Annotated in this window: 10 protein-coding genes; 5 read left to right on the top strand and 5 right to left on the bottom strand. The window is 72.7% G+C overall.

Annotation, left to right across the window (positions count from 1 at the left end):
- Nucleotides 1-85: 85 nt before the first annotated feature.
- Nucleotides 86-802, bottom strand: coding sequence for a PASTA domain-containing protein (locus tag ACQPXD_RS00255; RefSeq protein ID WP_432833602.1), 717 nt, complete (start codon nucleotides 800-802; stop codon nucleotides 86-88).
- Between the two features lie 139 nt (nucleotides 803-941).
- Between ACQPXD_RS00255 and ACQPXD_RS00250 the strand changes: the two genes are divergently transcribed.
- From ACQPXD_RS00250 to ACQPXD_RS00240, 3 genes are all read left to right on the top strand, one after another.
- On the top strand, nucleotides 942-2,315 hold the full coding sequence (locus ACQPXD_RS00250) for a hypothetical protein (RefSeq protein ID WP_432833601.1): 1,374 nt from the start codon (nucleotides 942-944) through the stop codon (nucleotides 2,313-2,315).
- Nucleotides 2,316-2,366: 51 nt separating this feature from the next.
- Complete coding sequence (locus ACQPXD_RS00245) at nucleotides 2,367-4,484, top strand: MMPL family transporter (RefSeq protein WP_432833599.1); 2,118 nt, start codon at nucleotides 2,367-2,369, stop codon at nucleotides 4,482-4,484.
- Between the two features lie 71 nt (nucleotides 4,485-4,555).
- The gene (locus tag ACQPXD_RS00240) at nucleotides 4,556-7,270 is read left to right on the top strand and encodes a helix-turn-helix domain-containing protein (RefSeq protein ID WP_432833597.1); all 2,715 of its coding nucleotides are present in this window, start codon (nucleotides 4,556-4,558) and stop codon (nucleotides 7,268-7,270) included.
- 994 nt (nucleotides 7,271-8,264) lie between these two features.
- Here ACQPXD_RS00240 and ACQPXD_RS00235 read toward each other — a convergent pair.
- Nucleotides 8,265-8,753 carry a MarR family winged helix-turn-helix transcriptional regulator gene (locus ACQPXD_RS00235; RefSeq protein WP_432833595.1) on the bottom strand — a complete coding sequence of 163 codons (489 nt, stop codon included), beginning with the start codon at nucleotides 8,751-8,753 and terminating at the stop codon, nucleotides 8,265-8,267.
- Nucleotides 8,754-8,850: 97 nt separating this feature from the next.
- Here ACQPXD_RS00235 and ACQPXD_RS00230 point away from each other — a divergent pair, with 97 nt between their 5' ends.
- Complete coding sequence (locus ACQPXD_RS00230; protein WP_432833593.1) at nucleotides 8,851-9,426, top strand: YceI family protein; 576 nt, start codon at nucleotides 8,851-8,853, stop codon at nucleotides 9,424-9,426.
- A 309-nt stretch (nucleotides 9,427-9,735) separates the two neighbouring features.
- Nucleotides 9,736-11,211 (top strand): glutamate--cysteine ligase, encoded by a 1,476-nt coding sequence (locus tag ACQPXD_RS00225; RefSeq protein ID WP_432833591.1) that lies wholly within the window; start codon nucleotides 9,736-9,738, stop codon nucleotides 11,209-11,211.
- Nucleotide 11,212: 1 nt separating this feature from the next.
- Here ACQPXD_RS00225 and ACQPXD_RS00220 read toward each other — a convergent pair whose 3' ends face one another.
- From ACQPXD_RS00220 to ACQPXD_RS00210, 3 genes are all read right to left on the bottom strand, one after another.
- Nucleotides 11,213-12,370 carry an acyl-CoA dehydrogenase family protein gene (locus ACQPXD_RS00220; protein ID WP_432833589.1) on the bottom strand — a complete coding sequence of 386 codons (1,158 nt, stop codon included), beginning with the start codon at nucleotides 12,368-12,370 and terminating at the stop codon, nucleotides 11,213-11,215.
- A 271-nt stretch (nucleotides 12,371-12,641) separates the two neighbouring features.
- On the bottom strand, nucleotides 12,642-14,255 hold the full coding sequence (locus ACQPXD_RS00215) for a chaplin family protein (RefSeq protein WP_432833587.1): 1,614 nt from the start codon (nucleotides 14,253-14,255) through the stop codon (nucleotides 12,642-12,644).
- A gap of 234 nt (nucleotides 14,256-14,489) precedes the next feature.
- The gene (locus ACQPXD_RS00210; RefSeq protein ID WP_432833585.1) at nucleotides 14,490-15,326 is read right to left on the bottom strand and encodes a hypothetical protein; all 837 of its coding nucleotides are present in this window, start codon (nucleotides 15,324-15,326) and stop codon (nucleotides 14,490-14,492) included.
- Nucleotides 15,327-15,446: the final 120 nt, after the last annotated feature.

The raw sequence follows: 15,446 nt of genomic DNA, 5'->3' as shown, positions 1-15,446 counted from the left end.
ACCTCGACCGCCCGGGCGGGAACCGACCTCCCCGCCCGGCTCGAGGTTCAGCGGCAACCCCCAGCACCGGGCCGGCGACCGGGGGTCAGCCGGCCGAAGGCGAGCCCGCCGGGGAAGCCGGGGGCGCGGGCGACGGCGCGCTCGCGACGATCACCGTGACCGTGGAGCCGGCCGGCACCTGCTGACCCGTGTCGGGCTCGGTCGCCAGCACCTCGCCCGGCGGCAGGGAGTCGTCGGGCCGCCGCTGCACTTCGACGTTCAGCCCGAGCACCTGCAGCTTCACCGTGGCCTCGGCGAGCGAGTCCCCGCGCAGCGGCGGGATCACGACCAGGCCGGGCGGCGGGGCGCTGGACGGGGGCGGCGCCTCCGAGGACGGCGGCGCCGACGACTCGGGCGGCGCGCTCGACGGGGCCGCCGACGGCGCAGCGCTGGACGCCGAGGACGGCGCCACCACCTCGCCCGGCGCGTTCTCCCCGTTGACGGTCGCCCGGTAGATCAGCCAGAGCCCGACGCTCAGCGCGGCGACCAGCACGACCGCGACCACGCCGACGACGACCGGGGTGTACCAGGCGCGCCCCTGATACGGATCCTCTTCTTCCTCCCCCACCCACTCCTGCGGGGGCGCGGGCTGCCGCAGCCTCGGGTCACCGGGCGAGGGCACCCCGGCTCGCGCCGTCCACCGCGGCGCCTCCGGCTCGACCCGCGTTGCATCGCCGCCGGGCACCACCCGCGTCTCGTCCACGCTCGGCTGGATCTGCGTCTCGTCGGCCGGGCCGGAAGCTTCGGCAGGGCTGTTCGACATACGTCCAGTTCACCACCTTGTCCGGCTTGTCCGCGTACTTGCCCCGCCGCGCGCCATGGCTAACGCTCACCTTTACGCCGCCTGACATTCCCACGACACCAACTCGCCGGGGTGGACGGCTGGGCGTACGCTGCGCGGCATGGCCGCACGAAGCTGGGCAACCTCAATATTCACGGCGATCGGCGTAGCGGCCGGCGCGGGTGCCGCACAGCTCGGTCTGGGCTATGGCCTGGGCATCATCACGTGGCAGCCGACCGGCAACAGTGCGACCGTCTGGGTCAGCAGCCTGGCCTGGGTGTGCTGGCTCGCCGCGTCCTCGACCGTGATCGGCGCGGTCTGCGCCGACCGGCTGGCCGGCGCCGGGCCCACCCCGGCCAACCCGGCCAGCGTCGGCGGCCAGGCCCTGATCGCCGCCTGGAGGGTGGTCATCGCGCTCGCGGCCGCCGTCGGCTCGCTGATCATCGTGCCGCTGGTCGCCATCCCGGCCCGCACGCCGCGGCCGGACAACGCCGCGCCGTATTTCACCGCCGGCGGCTACGCGATCGCCGGCCTGATCGTCGGCCTGCTGGTGGCCATCGGCGCGCTCGCCGCCCGGGCGGTCGCCGCCAACGTCATCGCGTCGTCGGCCTGGCTGTGGACGCTCGCCGTGGTCGCCGTCGCCGACGTGGTGCACGCCGAGGGCGACACCGCGGCCGCCGCCCAGCTCGGCACCTGGCAGTTCACCGACGCGGTGTGGATCAAGGGCATGGTCAACCTGCCCGCCGCCGTGCTCATGCTCGCGGCGGCCCTGGTCCTCGGCGTGCTGGCGGCCTGGCCCGCCGGGCGCCGCGGCGACAACCGGGTCGGCGTCGCGATCTCCGGCCTGATCGGCCCGCTGCTGGTCGCCGTCGCATACTTGCTGGCCATGCCCACGCCCGACGAGCACGACCAGCACCTGTCGGCGCTCGTCATCACGCCGTATGCGGTCCTGGCCGGCCTCGCCGGCTCCGTCATCGTCGCGGCGATCGGCCCGCGCGGCTCGCTCGCCCGCTCGCGGGCCGAGCGCCGGGCCGCCGCCGCCGACCGCGACGCCCGGGCCGCCTCGGAGTATTCCGACTGGGCCTCCGCCCTGGCCGAGGCCGACGCCGCCGAGTCCCGCCGCGGCAAGGACGACGACGAGTCGCCCACCGTGCCGGCGAAGCGCTCGAAGGAGCCGGTCTCGGTCGGCGCCGTGCAGGAGCTCGACTCGGCCAAGGACCTGGAGTCCGACGCCTACGCCCCGGCGCGGGCCTACGGCGGCGAGCCGACCGGCCGCACCTATGCCTCCGAGTCCGCCAACCGCGCCTACGCCGAGGACACCGTCGACGAGGAGCCGGCGGCGCCGGCGGCCACGACCGGCTCGGCGAGCGGCTCGGGCCGGGCCGCCGTCACCCCGCTCTGGCCCACCGAGTCGACCACCGACCCGGCGCCGGCCCAGACGCAGGGCAAGCCCGGCCGCGGCCGGGGCCGGGGGCGCGGCAAGAACAGCGAGTAGCAGCGGGACGGAGGATGGCCCGCCGTACACCCGGCGTGCTTGCATACTGCGGTGTTTGCGAAACTCGGCGGGCTCATGGACCGCTATCGCTGGGTCGTCGTCGGCGCCTGGCTGGCGGTGACGATCGCCGGCGCCGTCCTCGGCGGCGGCCTGTTCGACCGGCTGGCCACGACCAGCACGAACCGCCCCGACAGCGAGTCCGCCATCGGCAAGCACCGCATCGACGAGCTCGACCCCACCGGCTCGCTGGTCATCGCCGTCGTCCAGGGCCGTGACCCGTATGACCCCGGCCTGGTCACCACCGTCAGCAACGCGGCGCAGCAGATCCGCCGGATGAACGGGGTCAAGGAGGTCAAGGACCTCTACACCGGTGCCGGCGGCCGGATCGGCGCGGACAACCGCAGCGTCGAGGTGGAGGTCGAGCTCGAACCGGGCCTCGCCGACGCGCCGCGCGAGGCGCTCGAGGACCAGGTCCGGGCCCGCCTCGAGCAGATCGACGCGCCCAGCGTGAAGGTGGGCGGCACGAAGCTCGCCGAGCGCGCGTTCGCCGACCAGTCCGTGAGCGACCTCGCCGTCGGCGAGAGCATCGCGTTCGCGGCGCTGCTGATCGCGCTGCTGCTGATCTTCGGCGGCGTGGTCGCCGCCACGCTCCCGCTGGCCGTCGCGATCACCGGGGTCACCGGCTCTTTCCTGGTGCTGCTCGGGCTGAGCCACGCGACCAGCGTCAGCGAGTACTCGCTCAACGTGGTGACCCTGCTCGGCATCGGCCTGGCGGTCGACTACTCGCTGCTCATCGTCGCCCGCTACCGCGAGGAGCTGCTGCGCCACGATCCCGGCGAGGCGCTGGTCGTGGCCATGGACCGGGCCGGCCGGGCGGTGGCGATCTCCGGCCTGGCGGTGACGCTGACGATGGCCGGCCTGACCGCCTTCGCCGAGCCGCTGCTGGCCGCGGTCGCGCTCGGCGGAGCCGCGGTCGTGGCGCTGGCGACGCTGGCCGCGCTGACCCTGGTCCCGGCGCTGATCGCGCTGGCCAAGCGCCGGATCCGCCCGCTGGGCGAGGGCTTCCGGCTGCCCTGGCGGATGCCGTTCAAGAGCCGGGAAGGGGTACTCGCCGCGCTCGCCGCGAGAGCGCAGCGCGACCCGGCCCGCGTCGCCCTGGTCGTGACCGTCGGCCTGCTGGTCCTGGCCGCGCCCCTGCTGGGGGCCAACCTGGCCAACTCCGACGCCCGGGCGCTGCCGCACAGCAACGAGGCGCGCCAGGCGTACGACGCGATGCAGTCCGAGTTCTTCAACAACTCCCCGGACCAGGTCACCGTGCTGATCCAGGCCGGACCGGAGCGACCCGAGGTCCGCACGCTGATGAACCGGATCAACAGCGACCTGCAGGTCTACGTCATGCGCCAGGACGTGCGCAAGGACGTGCCCAACGGCTGGACGATCCTGGACCTGACCCCGAAAGGCGACGTCGGCGGCCCGCAGGGCTACGCCCTGGTGCGCGGCGTGCGCGCCATAGCCACCCCGTTCCCGAAGTGGGTCACCGGCCCGGCCGCCGAGGTCGTCGACTACCGCGCCTCGCTCGCCGCCCGGCTGCCCGCCGCCGCGCTGATCGTCCTGCTGGTCACGCTGGTGCTGCTGTTCGCGCTGACCGGCTCGCTGGTCATCCCGCTCAAGGCCGTGCTGATGAACCTGCTGACCCTGGCCGCCACCCTGGGCGTGCTGATCGTGCTGTTCCAGTGGGGCTGGGGCCAGGTGCCGCTGTTCTTCGACTCGTGGGGCGGGCTGGACCTGACCACGCCGGTGCTGCTGTTCGTGTTCATCTTCGGCCTGTCCATGGACTACGAGGTCTTCCTGCTGGCGCGGATCAAGGAGGAGTACGACCTCCGCCCCGACACCAACCGGGCCGTCCTGCGCGGCATCACCCGCTCCGGCCGGGTCGTCACCGCCGCCGCGATCTGCATCGGCATCGTCTTCCTGGGCTTCGCCGTCGGCGGCCTGGTCGCGGTGAAGGAGATCGGCGTCGGCATGACGGTCGCCATCGTGATCGACGTGACGATCGTGCGCGGCCTGCTCCTGCCCGCCCTGATGGCCATGCTGGACCGGTGGAACTGGTGGGCCCCGGGGTTCCTGCGCCGCCGCCGGTCGGTAACGCCCGAACCCGCCCATACGTGAGATATTGACAATGGTCGTGGTTCCGACGCGCGCCTGTTTCCGACCCGACTCCGTCAGTACCCTTCCACAACATGTCTCCAGATGCGGATCATGATCCGCAAGCCGCCGGAGCCGGCTTCGCCGCCACCCTGCGCGCCCGCCGCCTGGCAAGGGGACTGACCCAGGACGAGCTCGCCACCCACGCCGGCCTGGGCGTGCGCACCCTCCGCGAGCTGGAGCGCGGCCGGGTGGCCCGGCCACAGCGCAACACGGTGGCCCTGCTCGCCGACGCCTTGGACCTGACGGGCGCCGACCGCGAGGCGTTCCTCACCGCCGCCGCCGGCCGCCCACCGCTGCCACTGCCACTGCCGCTGCCCACGAACACCGGCCGGCACGACCGCGGCACGGCCGGCACCCCGCACCGCCGCCCCGCCGCGGCAACCTTCACCGGCCACCCCACCGACCGCAACCCTGGCCGACCGCCGACCCCGCCGCCGCACGGCCCGCCCGCCGTGCCCGCCGCCCGCACTCCGCGACCTCCCGGGCCGCGCTCGACCGAACCGCAATCCGCACCGGCGACGCTGCCGTTGCCGACCCTGCCGCCGCTCATCGGCCGCGACGCCGACATCGCCGAGCTGCTCACCCTCATCGACGCGCCCGGCCCGACGCCCTCGCGGCCGGGGCCACTCGGCCCGACGCCCTCATCGTTGGGGCCACTCGGCCCGACGGCCTCACGGGCGGGGTCGCCCGGCCAGGCCGGGCTCATCGCCCTCATCGGCATGGCCGGCGTCGGCAAGACCGGTCTCGCCCACGCGGTGGCGCACGCCGCGGCGACGGCCGGCTGGACCGCCGTCTCGGTGACCGTCACGAACGTGTCCCAGCCCACCGACATCTTCTCGGCCGTCGCCGCCGTCTTCGGCGTGGCCAGGGCCGACGAGCTGGCCGATCGCTACGCCACCCGCCCCGCCCTGCTGGTCCTCGACGGCATCGACCGCTCGCCCCGGGCGGCGATCGAGGCCCTGCTCTGGCTGCGCGCCCGGGTCCCGGCGGTGCGCATCCTGGTGACCAGCCGCCGCCCGATCGCCGGCGAGCTGCCCGGCGCCGTCGACTGGCAGGTACAGCCGCTGGAGCTGCCCGGCCCCGGCGACCCGGACCCACGCCGGGCGCCGGCCGTCGCGCTGTTCGTCGAGCGGCTGCGCATGGTCCGCCGCGAACCGGTGCGCGACGACGAGCTCCCCGCCGTCGCCGAGCTGGTCCGCCGGCTCGACGGGCTGCCGCTGGCAATCGAGCTGGCCGCCGCCCGCGGGCGGGTGCTCGAGCTGCCGGAGCTGCTGTCGCGGTACGGCAACCGGGTCCTCGACCTGGCCCCGACCGACCCGGCCGGGCGAAGGCTGCGCGACGCGGTGGCCGCCAGCTACCAGCTGCTCGGCGAGCGCGAGCAGGCCGCGCTGCGCCGGCTGTCGACGTTTCGCGGCCGATGGTCGGTGGAGCTGGCCGAGGCGCTGCTCGACGGCGTGGTCGAGGACGTCGAGGCGGTCCTGGACCGGCTCGTGGGCCTGGGCCTGGTGAGCGTGCGCGGCCCGGGCGACCTGCGGTTCCGGCTGCTGGACGTGGTCGGCGACTTCGCCGCCGAGCGCTGCGCCCGCGAGGGCGAATTGCGCGCGGCCCGGCTGCGCCACGCCGAGGTCGTGACCAGGGTCGCGGTCCGCGTATCGGCCGAGCTCACCGGCCCGGACAGCGCCGCGGCGGTGTCCCGGCTGGACTACCTCAACAGCGACATGCGCACCGCCCTGCGCTACACCGCCGTCCGCGACCCGGAAATCGCCCTGCGCCTGGCCGGCGCGATCCCGCGCTGGTGCCGGCTGCGCGGCCGAGACGTGGAGGCCCACCGGCTGCTGCGCCGCCTGCTGGAGGACCGGCGAACCCGGGACTGCGACCCGGCGGTGCGCGCCCGCGCCCAGGTCGCCACCGCGATGCTGGCCAGCGCGCACGGCCAGGGCGTCGGCGAGCTGTACGCGACGGAGGCCGCACTGCAGGTACTCATCGACCAAGGCGACATCCCCGGCGAACTCACCGCGCGGGCGCTGCTGTCCGGCATCTGGCAGGCGCTCGGCGGCGAGACCGAGGCCCGCCGGCACAGCGAGGCGGTGCTCGCCCTGGCCGTCCGCACCGGCCGCGGCCGCGAGGTCGCGGTCGCCCAGAACAACCTGGCCTGGCACGACATCCGCGCGGGCGACCTGGCCACCGCGGCCCGCCGGCTGTCCGCCGCCGCCCGGCGCGCGGGCGAGGCGGGCGACCCGCGGATCCGGGCACTGGCCCAGGCCAACCTCGCCGAGGTGGCCCGCCTGGACGGCCGCTTCGACGAGGCGGTAGACCTGGCCCGCACCGCCGCGACAGCGATCGCCGAGGTCGGCGACCCGATCCACCGCGTCCGCGTGCTCGGCACGCTCGGCCAGGCATTCGCCGAGACCGGCCGCCCGGCAGAGGCCGCGGCCGTGCTGGCCGAGTTGTCGGCCACCCCGGGCAGCACCGGCACCGCCGCCATGATCGAGGGCTACCTGGCCCTGGCCCGCGCCGACCACCCGACCGCCGCCCGGTCCTTCGAGACCGCCGCCAATCTACTGGCCGGCCGCGACGACGTGCGCGATGTCCTGGAGGCCCTGACCGGCCTGGCCGCGACGACCACCCAACCCCGCCGCGACGAGGCCCTGAAGGACCTGGCCGCCCTACGCGACCGCACCGGCCTGGCCCTGCTCCCCCGAGAACACCGCCTCCTGAACGAAGGGGCACGGACGAAGACCCCCTAGGTGCGGCGAAGCCACGCCATGCCACCTCACTTCGCCCGTGCCGCCAGACGTTAGCCTTTCTGAAAACCGCAGAAACCCGAAATACCCGACTTGCCCCACCGACAACCCCACACCTGCCGGTACTTCTGCCGGTAGCCACCGCCACAGCGCACAGAACCTCGCATCGCGACGAGTCCTGGAACGGCTGCGACGAGGCCGGCGACTTCGCCCACACCGACTGGCCCGGGCGATACGGCGTCCTCTACCGCCTGGGCAAGTCAGTGGTTTTTGCATGACTCCGGTCCGCGCAACTGACGACCGTTGCTCCCGTCAGACACCGGGCCGGGGCACGCCTAAAGGGCGGCCGCGCCCAGGACGTCAGGGGCGCGCAGCGCAGAAAGAGTGGCCGCGCAGCGGCCATGGGGGGTCTGGGGTGGGAACCCCCCAGGCACAGCGCCGCGACGAAGTCGCGCGTGGCTAGCTTACGGACCCCAACCACCGCGCCGAAGGCGCAACAAAAACCCCAACCACCGCGCCGAAGGCGCAATCAGAGGACCGCACCCACTGCGCCGAAGGCGCCGTAACGGGCGGCGCCCACCGCGCCGAAGGCGCGACAGGGGACCGCGCCCAGGACGCAGGGGCGCGCAGCGCGGGAAGAAGTGGTCGCGCAGCGGCCATGGGGGGTCTGGGGTGGGAACCCCCCAGGGTTAGCGCCGCGACGGAGTCGCGCGTGGCTAGCTTTCGGACCTCAGCCAAATGCGCCGGAGGCGCAACAAAAACCCCAACCACCGCGCCGAAGGCGCAATCAGAGGACCGCACCCACTGCGCCGAAGGCGCCGTAACGGGCGGCGCCCACTGCGCCGAAGGCGCGACAGGGGACCGCCCCCAGGACGCAGGGGCGCGCAGCGCAACAAAAAGTGGCCGCGCAGCGGCCATGGGGGGTCTGGGGTGGGAACCCCCCAGGCACAGCGCCGCGACGAAGTCGCGCGTGGCTAGCTTCCGGACCCCAGCCGACTCAGGCAGCCGACCGCATCGACGGCACCCCAGAGGTGGCGTCCGGCCGGACCGCATCACGAATCCGCCGCAGCGACCCCAGCAGCAACTCAAGCTCAGAGCCCGCCAGCCGCCCGGTGAACCACTGCTCAATCAACGCCAAATGCCCCGGCAACACCTCGCGCATCTTGGCGCGGCCGGCGGAGCTGATGACCGTGAACGACCCCCGTCGATCCGTCGGACAAGCGCGTCGCGTCGCCAGGCCGTCGCGCTCCAAGCGGTCGACCACCCGGGTCACGCCGCTGGTGGACAGGCCGGTCTGCGCGGCCAGGTCGGTCATCCGCAGTTCGCCGCCCGGGGAACGGGCCAGTCGCATCAGCACCTCGAAGTCGACGTTGCCGAGACCGTGCTCGGCCAGCTGGACGTTGAGCCGCGCGTTCACCCCGGTGAAGGCCTCCACGAAGAGGCCCATGGCGGTGATTCGCGGATCTTCCAGCATTTCGTCGCTCACGATGCGAGTCTAGCAGAGAGCTTGACGAACGAGACTCTGCCGAGTGTATATTTGCGGCGACAATCTTCTTCATCACCGCACAACCGAGGGAGTCATCATGACGGCACCCGCCAACACCCGCGAGTACCAGGGGCTCACCATCCCGACGCCCGGGAAGTTCGAGCTCGACCCGGCGCACACTCGCGTGGGCTTCGTCGCCCGGCACCTGATGGTCAGCAAGGTACGCGGCGGCTTCACCAGCGCGAGCGGCAGCATCGTCATCGCCGAGGACCCGCTGGAGTCGCAGGTCGAGGTGAACATCGACGCGAGCAGCATCGACACCGGCCAGACCGACCGCGACGGCCACCTGCGCGGCCCCGACTTCCTGCACGTGGAGCAGTGGCCGGCGGTCAGCTTCAAGAGCACGCGCGTGGCCGGGCTGTCCGGCAACGAGTTCAAGCTGATCGGCGACCTCACGATCCGCGATGTCACCCGCGAGGTCGAGCTCGACGTCGAGTTCGAGGGCCACGCCAAGAGCCCGTGGGGCCAGGAGGTCATCGGCTTCTCCGCCACGACCGAGATCGACCGCGAAGACTTCGGCATCACGTGGAACCAGGCCCTCGAGACCGGCGGCGTGCTCGTCGGCCGCAAGGTCAAGATCGAGATCGGCGCCGAGGCCGTCCGCCAGGGCTGAGCGACCCCGCGGCCCGACGGCGGCGCAGCCCCGCCGCCGTCGGCGCCGACCGGGCGCCCGGTAGAGACGGTAGAGACGCCAGGCAGAGGCGCCAGCGAAGCCGGTAAATATCCGAGCAATCGATCAAATCACCCATACAACGAAATTTCGGCCAAGACGGAGTTCGGCCATCGCGCTGCGGCTGGGCGAAATCTCCCACCCTCCGCAAGGCCGTGATCACACTCGGCTGCGGCGATGTCTGTTTTGTCCCTAGCGGTACATCTGGACTGCTCCTAACGTGAGGGGTCTCAGAGGGGCCAGGGGGCGGGCATGGGCCAGGACGTCACACGGGGAGTCTTCTCGCGTGAGGACCGTGCCAGATACCGGCGCAAGGTCCGCCGATGTCTCGACGTCTTCGCTCTCATGCTCAACGATTTTCGCTTCGACTCCGACCGCCCGATGACCGGCCTGGAGATCGAGGTCAACCTCATCGACCCGGACGCCCAGCCCGCGATGCGCAACGCCGAGGTCCTCGCCGACCTGGCCGACCCCTCGTTCCAGACCGAGATGGGGCAGTTCAACCTCGAGATCAACGTGGCGCCCCGGGTGATCGAGGGCGACGGCCTGGACGTCTATGAGCGTGAGGTCCTCGCCAGCCTGGTCCACGCCGACGACCGGGCCCGCAAGTCCGACGCCCGGCTGGTGCTGATCGGCATCCTGCCCACGCTGCGCCCCGAGCACCTGGTGCTCGCCAACATGTCGACCGACCCGCGGTATCGGCTGCTCAACGACCAGATCATCAACGCACGGGGCGAGGACATCACGCTCGACATCCGCGGCCCGGAGCGGCTGGAGGCCGTGTCCGACTCCATCGCCGGCGAGTCGGCGTGCACCAGCATCCAGTTCCACCTGCAGGTGGCCCCCGAGGACTTCGCGATGTACTGGAACGCGTCGCAGGCCATCGCCGGGGTGCAGGTCGCGGTGGGGGCCAACTCGCCGTACCTCTTCGGCAAAAGACTCTGGGCCGAAACCCGCATCGCGCTGTTCGAGCAGGCCACCGACACGCGGCCGGAGGAGCTCAAGGCGCAGGGCGTGCGGCCGCGGGTCTGGTTCGGCGAGCGCTGGATCACCTCGATCTTCGACCTGTTCGAGGAGAACGTGCGGTACTTCCCGCCGCTGCTGCCGATCACCGAGGACGAGGACCCGGTCGCCGTGCTCGAGGCCGGCGGCGTGCCACACCTCGGCGAGCTGCGGTTACACAACGGCACGATCTACCGGTGGAACCGCCCGGTGTACGACATCATGAACGGCCGCCCGCACCTGCGCGTGGAGAACCGGGTGCTGCCCGCCGGCCCGACCGTGGTCGACCAGCTCGCCAACGCCGCGTTCTACTTCGGCCTGGTCCGCGAGCTGTGCGAGCAGGATCGCCCGATCTGGACGCAGATGCGCTTCTCGACCGCCGAGGAGAACTTCCACACCGCCGCCCGCGAGGGCCTCGACGCGCAGGTCTGGTGGCCCGAGCGGGGCGAGGTCGGGGTCTGCGACCTGGTGCTGCGCGAGCTGCTGCCGCTGGCCGAGGCCGGCCTGGACCGCTTCGGGGTGCGGCCGGCGACGCGCGACCGGCTGCTCGGCGTCATCGAGGGCCGCTGCCGGACCGGGCGCAACGGCGCCGCCTGGCAGACCGAGACCGTGCTGAGTCTGCAGGAGCGCCACCGGCTGGAGCGGCCCACCGCATTGCGTCAGATGCTGCAGCGGTACTCCGAGGGCCTGCACGAGAACGTGCCGGTCCACACCTGGCCGGTCTGAATCACAGCCCGAGGGACCGCGCGATGATCATCCGCTGGACCTCCGAGGTGCCCTCGCCGATCTCCAGGACCTTGGCGTCGCGGTACATCCGCCCGACCGGCGTCTCGTTCATGAACCCGTAGCCGCCGTGGATCTGCGTGGCCTCGCGGGCGTTGACCATCGCCGCGTCGCTCGCCGTGAGCTTCGCGATGGCCGCCTGCCGCTTGAAGTCGCGCCCGCCGACCAGCCGGCTGGCCGCGTCGTAGTAGGCCAGCCGCGCGGTGTGCGCCCGGCTCTCCATGTCCGCGATCTTGAACTGGATCGCCTGGTTGTCCCCGATCGCCCGGCCGAATGCCTGGCGCTGGTGGGCGTAGGCGAGCGACTCGTCGACGCAGCCCTGCGCGAGCCCGACCCCCAGCGCGGCGAAGGCGACCCGGCCCTCGTCGAGCGTGCGCAGGAACTGGGCGTAGCCGCGGCCGCGCTCGCCGAGCAGGTTCTCGGCCGGCACCCGTACGTCGTCGAAGCCCAGCTCGTGGGTGTCGGAGGCGCACCAGCCGACCTTGGAGTACCCGGGCTGGACGGTGAACCCCGGCGTGCCGCTGGGCACGATGATCGCCGAGAGCTCCTTGCTGCCGTCCGGGTTGACCCCGGTGACCGCGGTGACCGTGACCAGCACCGTGACGTCGGTCCCGGAGTTGGTGATAAACGCCTTCGACCCGTTGATCACCCACTCGCCGGCCGCCTCGTCGAGCACGGCCCGGGTCTGGGTGCCGCCCGCATCGCTGCCGGCGCCGGGCTCGGTCAGCCCGAACGCGGCGAGCGCCTCGCCGGAGGTGAGCCGGGGCAGCCAGTGGCGCTTCTGGGCCTCGGTGCCGTACCGGAAGATCGGCATGGCACCGAGCGAGATGCCGGCCTCGAGCGTCACCGCGACCGACGAGTCGACCCGGGCCAGCTCCTCCAGCGCGATGCACAGGGCGAGGTAATCGCCGCCCATCCCGCCGTACACCTCGGGAAACGGCAATCCGAAGAGGCCCATCTTGCCCATCTGGCGGACCACGTCGTAGGGGAAGGCGTGGCGCTCGTAGTAGTCGCCGATCACCGGCGCGACCACGTCGCGGGCGAACTCGCGCACGCTGTCGCGCAGCGCCTCCAACTCGTCGGTGAGCATGAAATCAACCATGATCCAGCCCTTCAGACGCGTCGGCCATGAGGCAGATCGGCCGCCCATCGGCCGGCGGACCATCGGCCAGCATGTCGGCGAACAGCCCGTCCTCCATGCTGCGACCTCCGCGTCGGCTTCCTGAACGATCGTTCATGCCTAACGATCGTTCAGGTTAGCCGACGCGGAGGTGAAGTTCCAACCTCCCCGGCGGACCGTTTCGTGACACGGGTCGGCGTGTGTCCGCAACGGTCCCGGTACCCCCTGCGGATCAGGGGGTACCGCTACCGGATCAGCAGGAGTAGGCCAGCGCCCCGCCCGAGCTCGAGGCGTTCGAGAAGCCCAGGATCGACACCGCGTTGCCGCTGATGTTCACCGGGACCTGGACGACGGTGCTGAGCTGGTTGCCGTTGAGCAGACCCGCGTTGTAGCCCGTGGTCCAGTCGCCGCAGCCGCCCTTGACCGCGGTCGCGCCGCCGCCGTTCGCGGCACCCGCGCCACCGCCGTGGCGGTGGTGACGACGGCCACCGTTGTCGTCGTCCCCGTTGCCCATACCCGCGCCGGAGCCGTCGTAGCCGTTGTCGCCGTTGCTCTGGCCGGCGCCGTAGCCGTTGTCCCCGTTGCTCTGCCCGGCGCCGTAGCCGGCGTTGTTCGCCGCGGCCAGGCCGGCCCCGGTGCCGTGCGGGTGCTTCTTGGTGTTCTTGGCGTGCTCGCCCAGGTCGATGGCCTTGTGGGCCTTCTTGTTGGACTTCTTGACCTTGTGCGTGCCCGCGCCGTTGGCGTTCACGTCGCTCGCGTCGCCGTTGGAGTTGGCGTAGGCGTTGCTGTTGGCGTTGCCGGCCGGGCCGTAGCCGTTGTCGCCGTTGCTCTGCCCGGCGCCGTAGCCGTTGTCCCCGTTGCTCTGCCCGTTGCCGTAGCCGCCGTTGCCCTGGCCGTTGCCGTCGCCCCAGCCGCCGTTGTCGTCGCCCCAGCCGTTGCCGTGACCGTTGCCCTGGCCGTGGCCGCCGTCGTGGCCCGCGCCGCCGCCGTTGATCGCGGTCGCGCCGCCGTCGCAGCTGGCGCTGGCGAAGCCGAGGATCGCGATCGAGTTGCCGCAGAGGTTGATCGGGGCCTGCAGGACCGTGCTCAGCTGGTTGCCGTTGAGCAGGCCGGCGTTGTACCCGGTGGTGTGGTCGCCCTCGGTGCGGGCGCTCTCGGTGGCCGCCGCGCTCTCGCCCTTGACCGCCCAGGCGCCGCCCTGGCTGGAGGCGCCCGCGAAGCCCAGCAGCGCGATCGCGTTGCCGCTGACGTTGATCGGCAGCTGCGCCGTGGTGTCGAACTGGTTGCCGTTGAGCAGGCCGGCGTTGAAGCCCGACGTCCAGTCCTCGGTGCGGTTGGCCGCGCTCTCGGCGGCGTAGTTGCCGTTGCTGTTGGCGTTTCCGTCGCCGCCGCCGTTGTGCCGGCGGTGGTGGCCGTTGCCCTGCCCGCGGTGGTCGGAGACGACGTCGCCCTTGACGGCGGCCGCGCCGCCCGAGCTGGAGGCGCTGGAGAAGCCGAGCACCGACACGGCGTTGCCGCTGACGTTGACCGGCACCTGCAGCGTGGTGTCGAACTGGTTGCCGTTCAGCACGCCGGCGTTGTAGCCGGTGGTCCAGTCCTCGGTGGTCGCGCTCTCGGTGGCGGTCGCGCTCTCGGTCTTGATCGCCGTCGCGCCGCCGTCGCACTGGGCGCCGGCGAAGCCGAGCACGGCGATCGAGTTGCCGCAGACGTTGACCGGCACCTGCAGCGTAGTGTCGAACTGATTGCCGTTGAGCAGGCCGGCGTTGTAGCCCGTCGTCCAGTCGGCGTGCGCGGCCCCGCCCGAGACGAGCAGGAAGCCCGCGGAAAGCACGCCCACGTTGAGCGACTTACGAACCCACGTCTTCATGTGGAAATGAGACCTTTCGGTAGTTTTCGATCCTCGGTACTGCATGGGCGCGGCGCAGCCGGAAGCCGGCTCCGCCCTGTCGACGTGCGCCCGGTTGGTGGTGGTGCGTGGTGCGAGATGCCGCGGTGGTCGATGCGGGTCCGCTGGACCAAGGCTCGCGTTCCGGCTGCCCGCATGGCGTCGCGTCGGCTGTTCGCGCGGCGTGACAGCTTCCGGCTCCGGGCCGCAACGGCCTCAGTCGGGTGAGACTGTCGGTTTCTCGGCTGCGAGCAGCCGCAATTCGACGTCCTCGACCGCGTCCGGCCGGAAGGTCAGCACCTTCGCGCCGGCCGGTGCGGCGGGCAACGCGGCGGCGTCCCCACCCTCGTGGTTGAGGCCCGAGCCGGTGCTCGGTGCCCCCGAGGCGAGGCCGGCCGCCGGCGGCGCCGGGACGGGCGCCGGTCGGGGCAGCAGCGGCACGTGGTGCGTACCCTGCGCAACGGTCCGATCCGCGACCGGCATGGCGTGCGCGCCGCCCGCCGCCTCGGCCGCCCGCAGGGCGTTGAGACGGGCGGCCGCACGGACGGCGACCGACCGGTCGGCGCCGATGACGTCGCCGGCCGACCCGCCGCGGACCGGCACGGCCTGGACGGCCGGCTCCTGCGTCCGCTTCGGGTGGGTCCTGTTCGGACGGGTTCTGTGGATGCCGGCCTTTGCCGGCCTCTTCGTGCTGGCGTGCTTGGCGCTCGACGCGTCTGCCGTCGCCGAGCGGGCCGCGCGGTCCACGGTCACGGCGGCCTTGGTGTTCAGCGGATGTCCGGCCGGCGGGAGCGCCGCGAGCACGGCGCCCGTCAGCCGATCACCATGCGCCTGGCTCACGCCGGTGAGCAGGCTGGTCACCGGTGTGAGCAGCCCCGGCTGCTGGTCGGAGAGGCCGGAGCCGTCCGAGGCGTGTGCCGCAGAGGCCGACAGCAGCCAGGCGACGCCGGCGAACCCGGCGACGATCAGGCCTCGGACGGCGTACCTCGCGCAGCGGGAGACGGCCGGCAGCGAAGCCGTGCGCGGGTTGCGCTCGCTCCTCGACTGGGCCATTTCCGCCTCTCAGTACGGCTCAATGTCGGGCATACGCCCCACATGTGACTCTTTCCGTACTGAGCAACGAACCGCCCCGGCCGGGGACACGCCACAACACCGGGCGAATCGGACACAAGC

Source organism: Dactylosporangium sp. CA-092794 (assembly GCF_050948465.1).
GTDB lineage: Bacteria > Actinomycetota > Actinomycetes > Mycobacteriales > Micromonosporaceae > Dactylosporangium.
The sequence above is the reverse complement of the archived record's forward strand: the minus strand, read 5'-3'. Positions and strand labels throughout refer to the sequence as shown.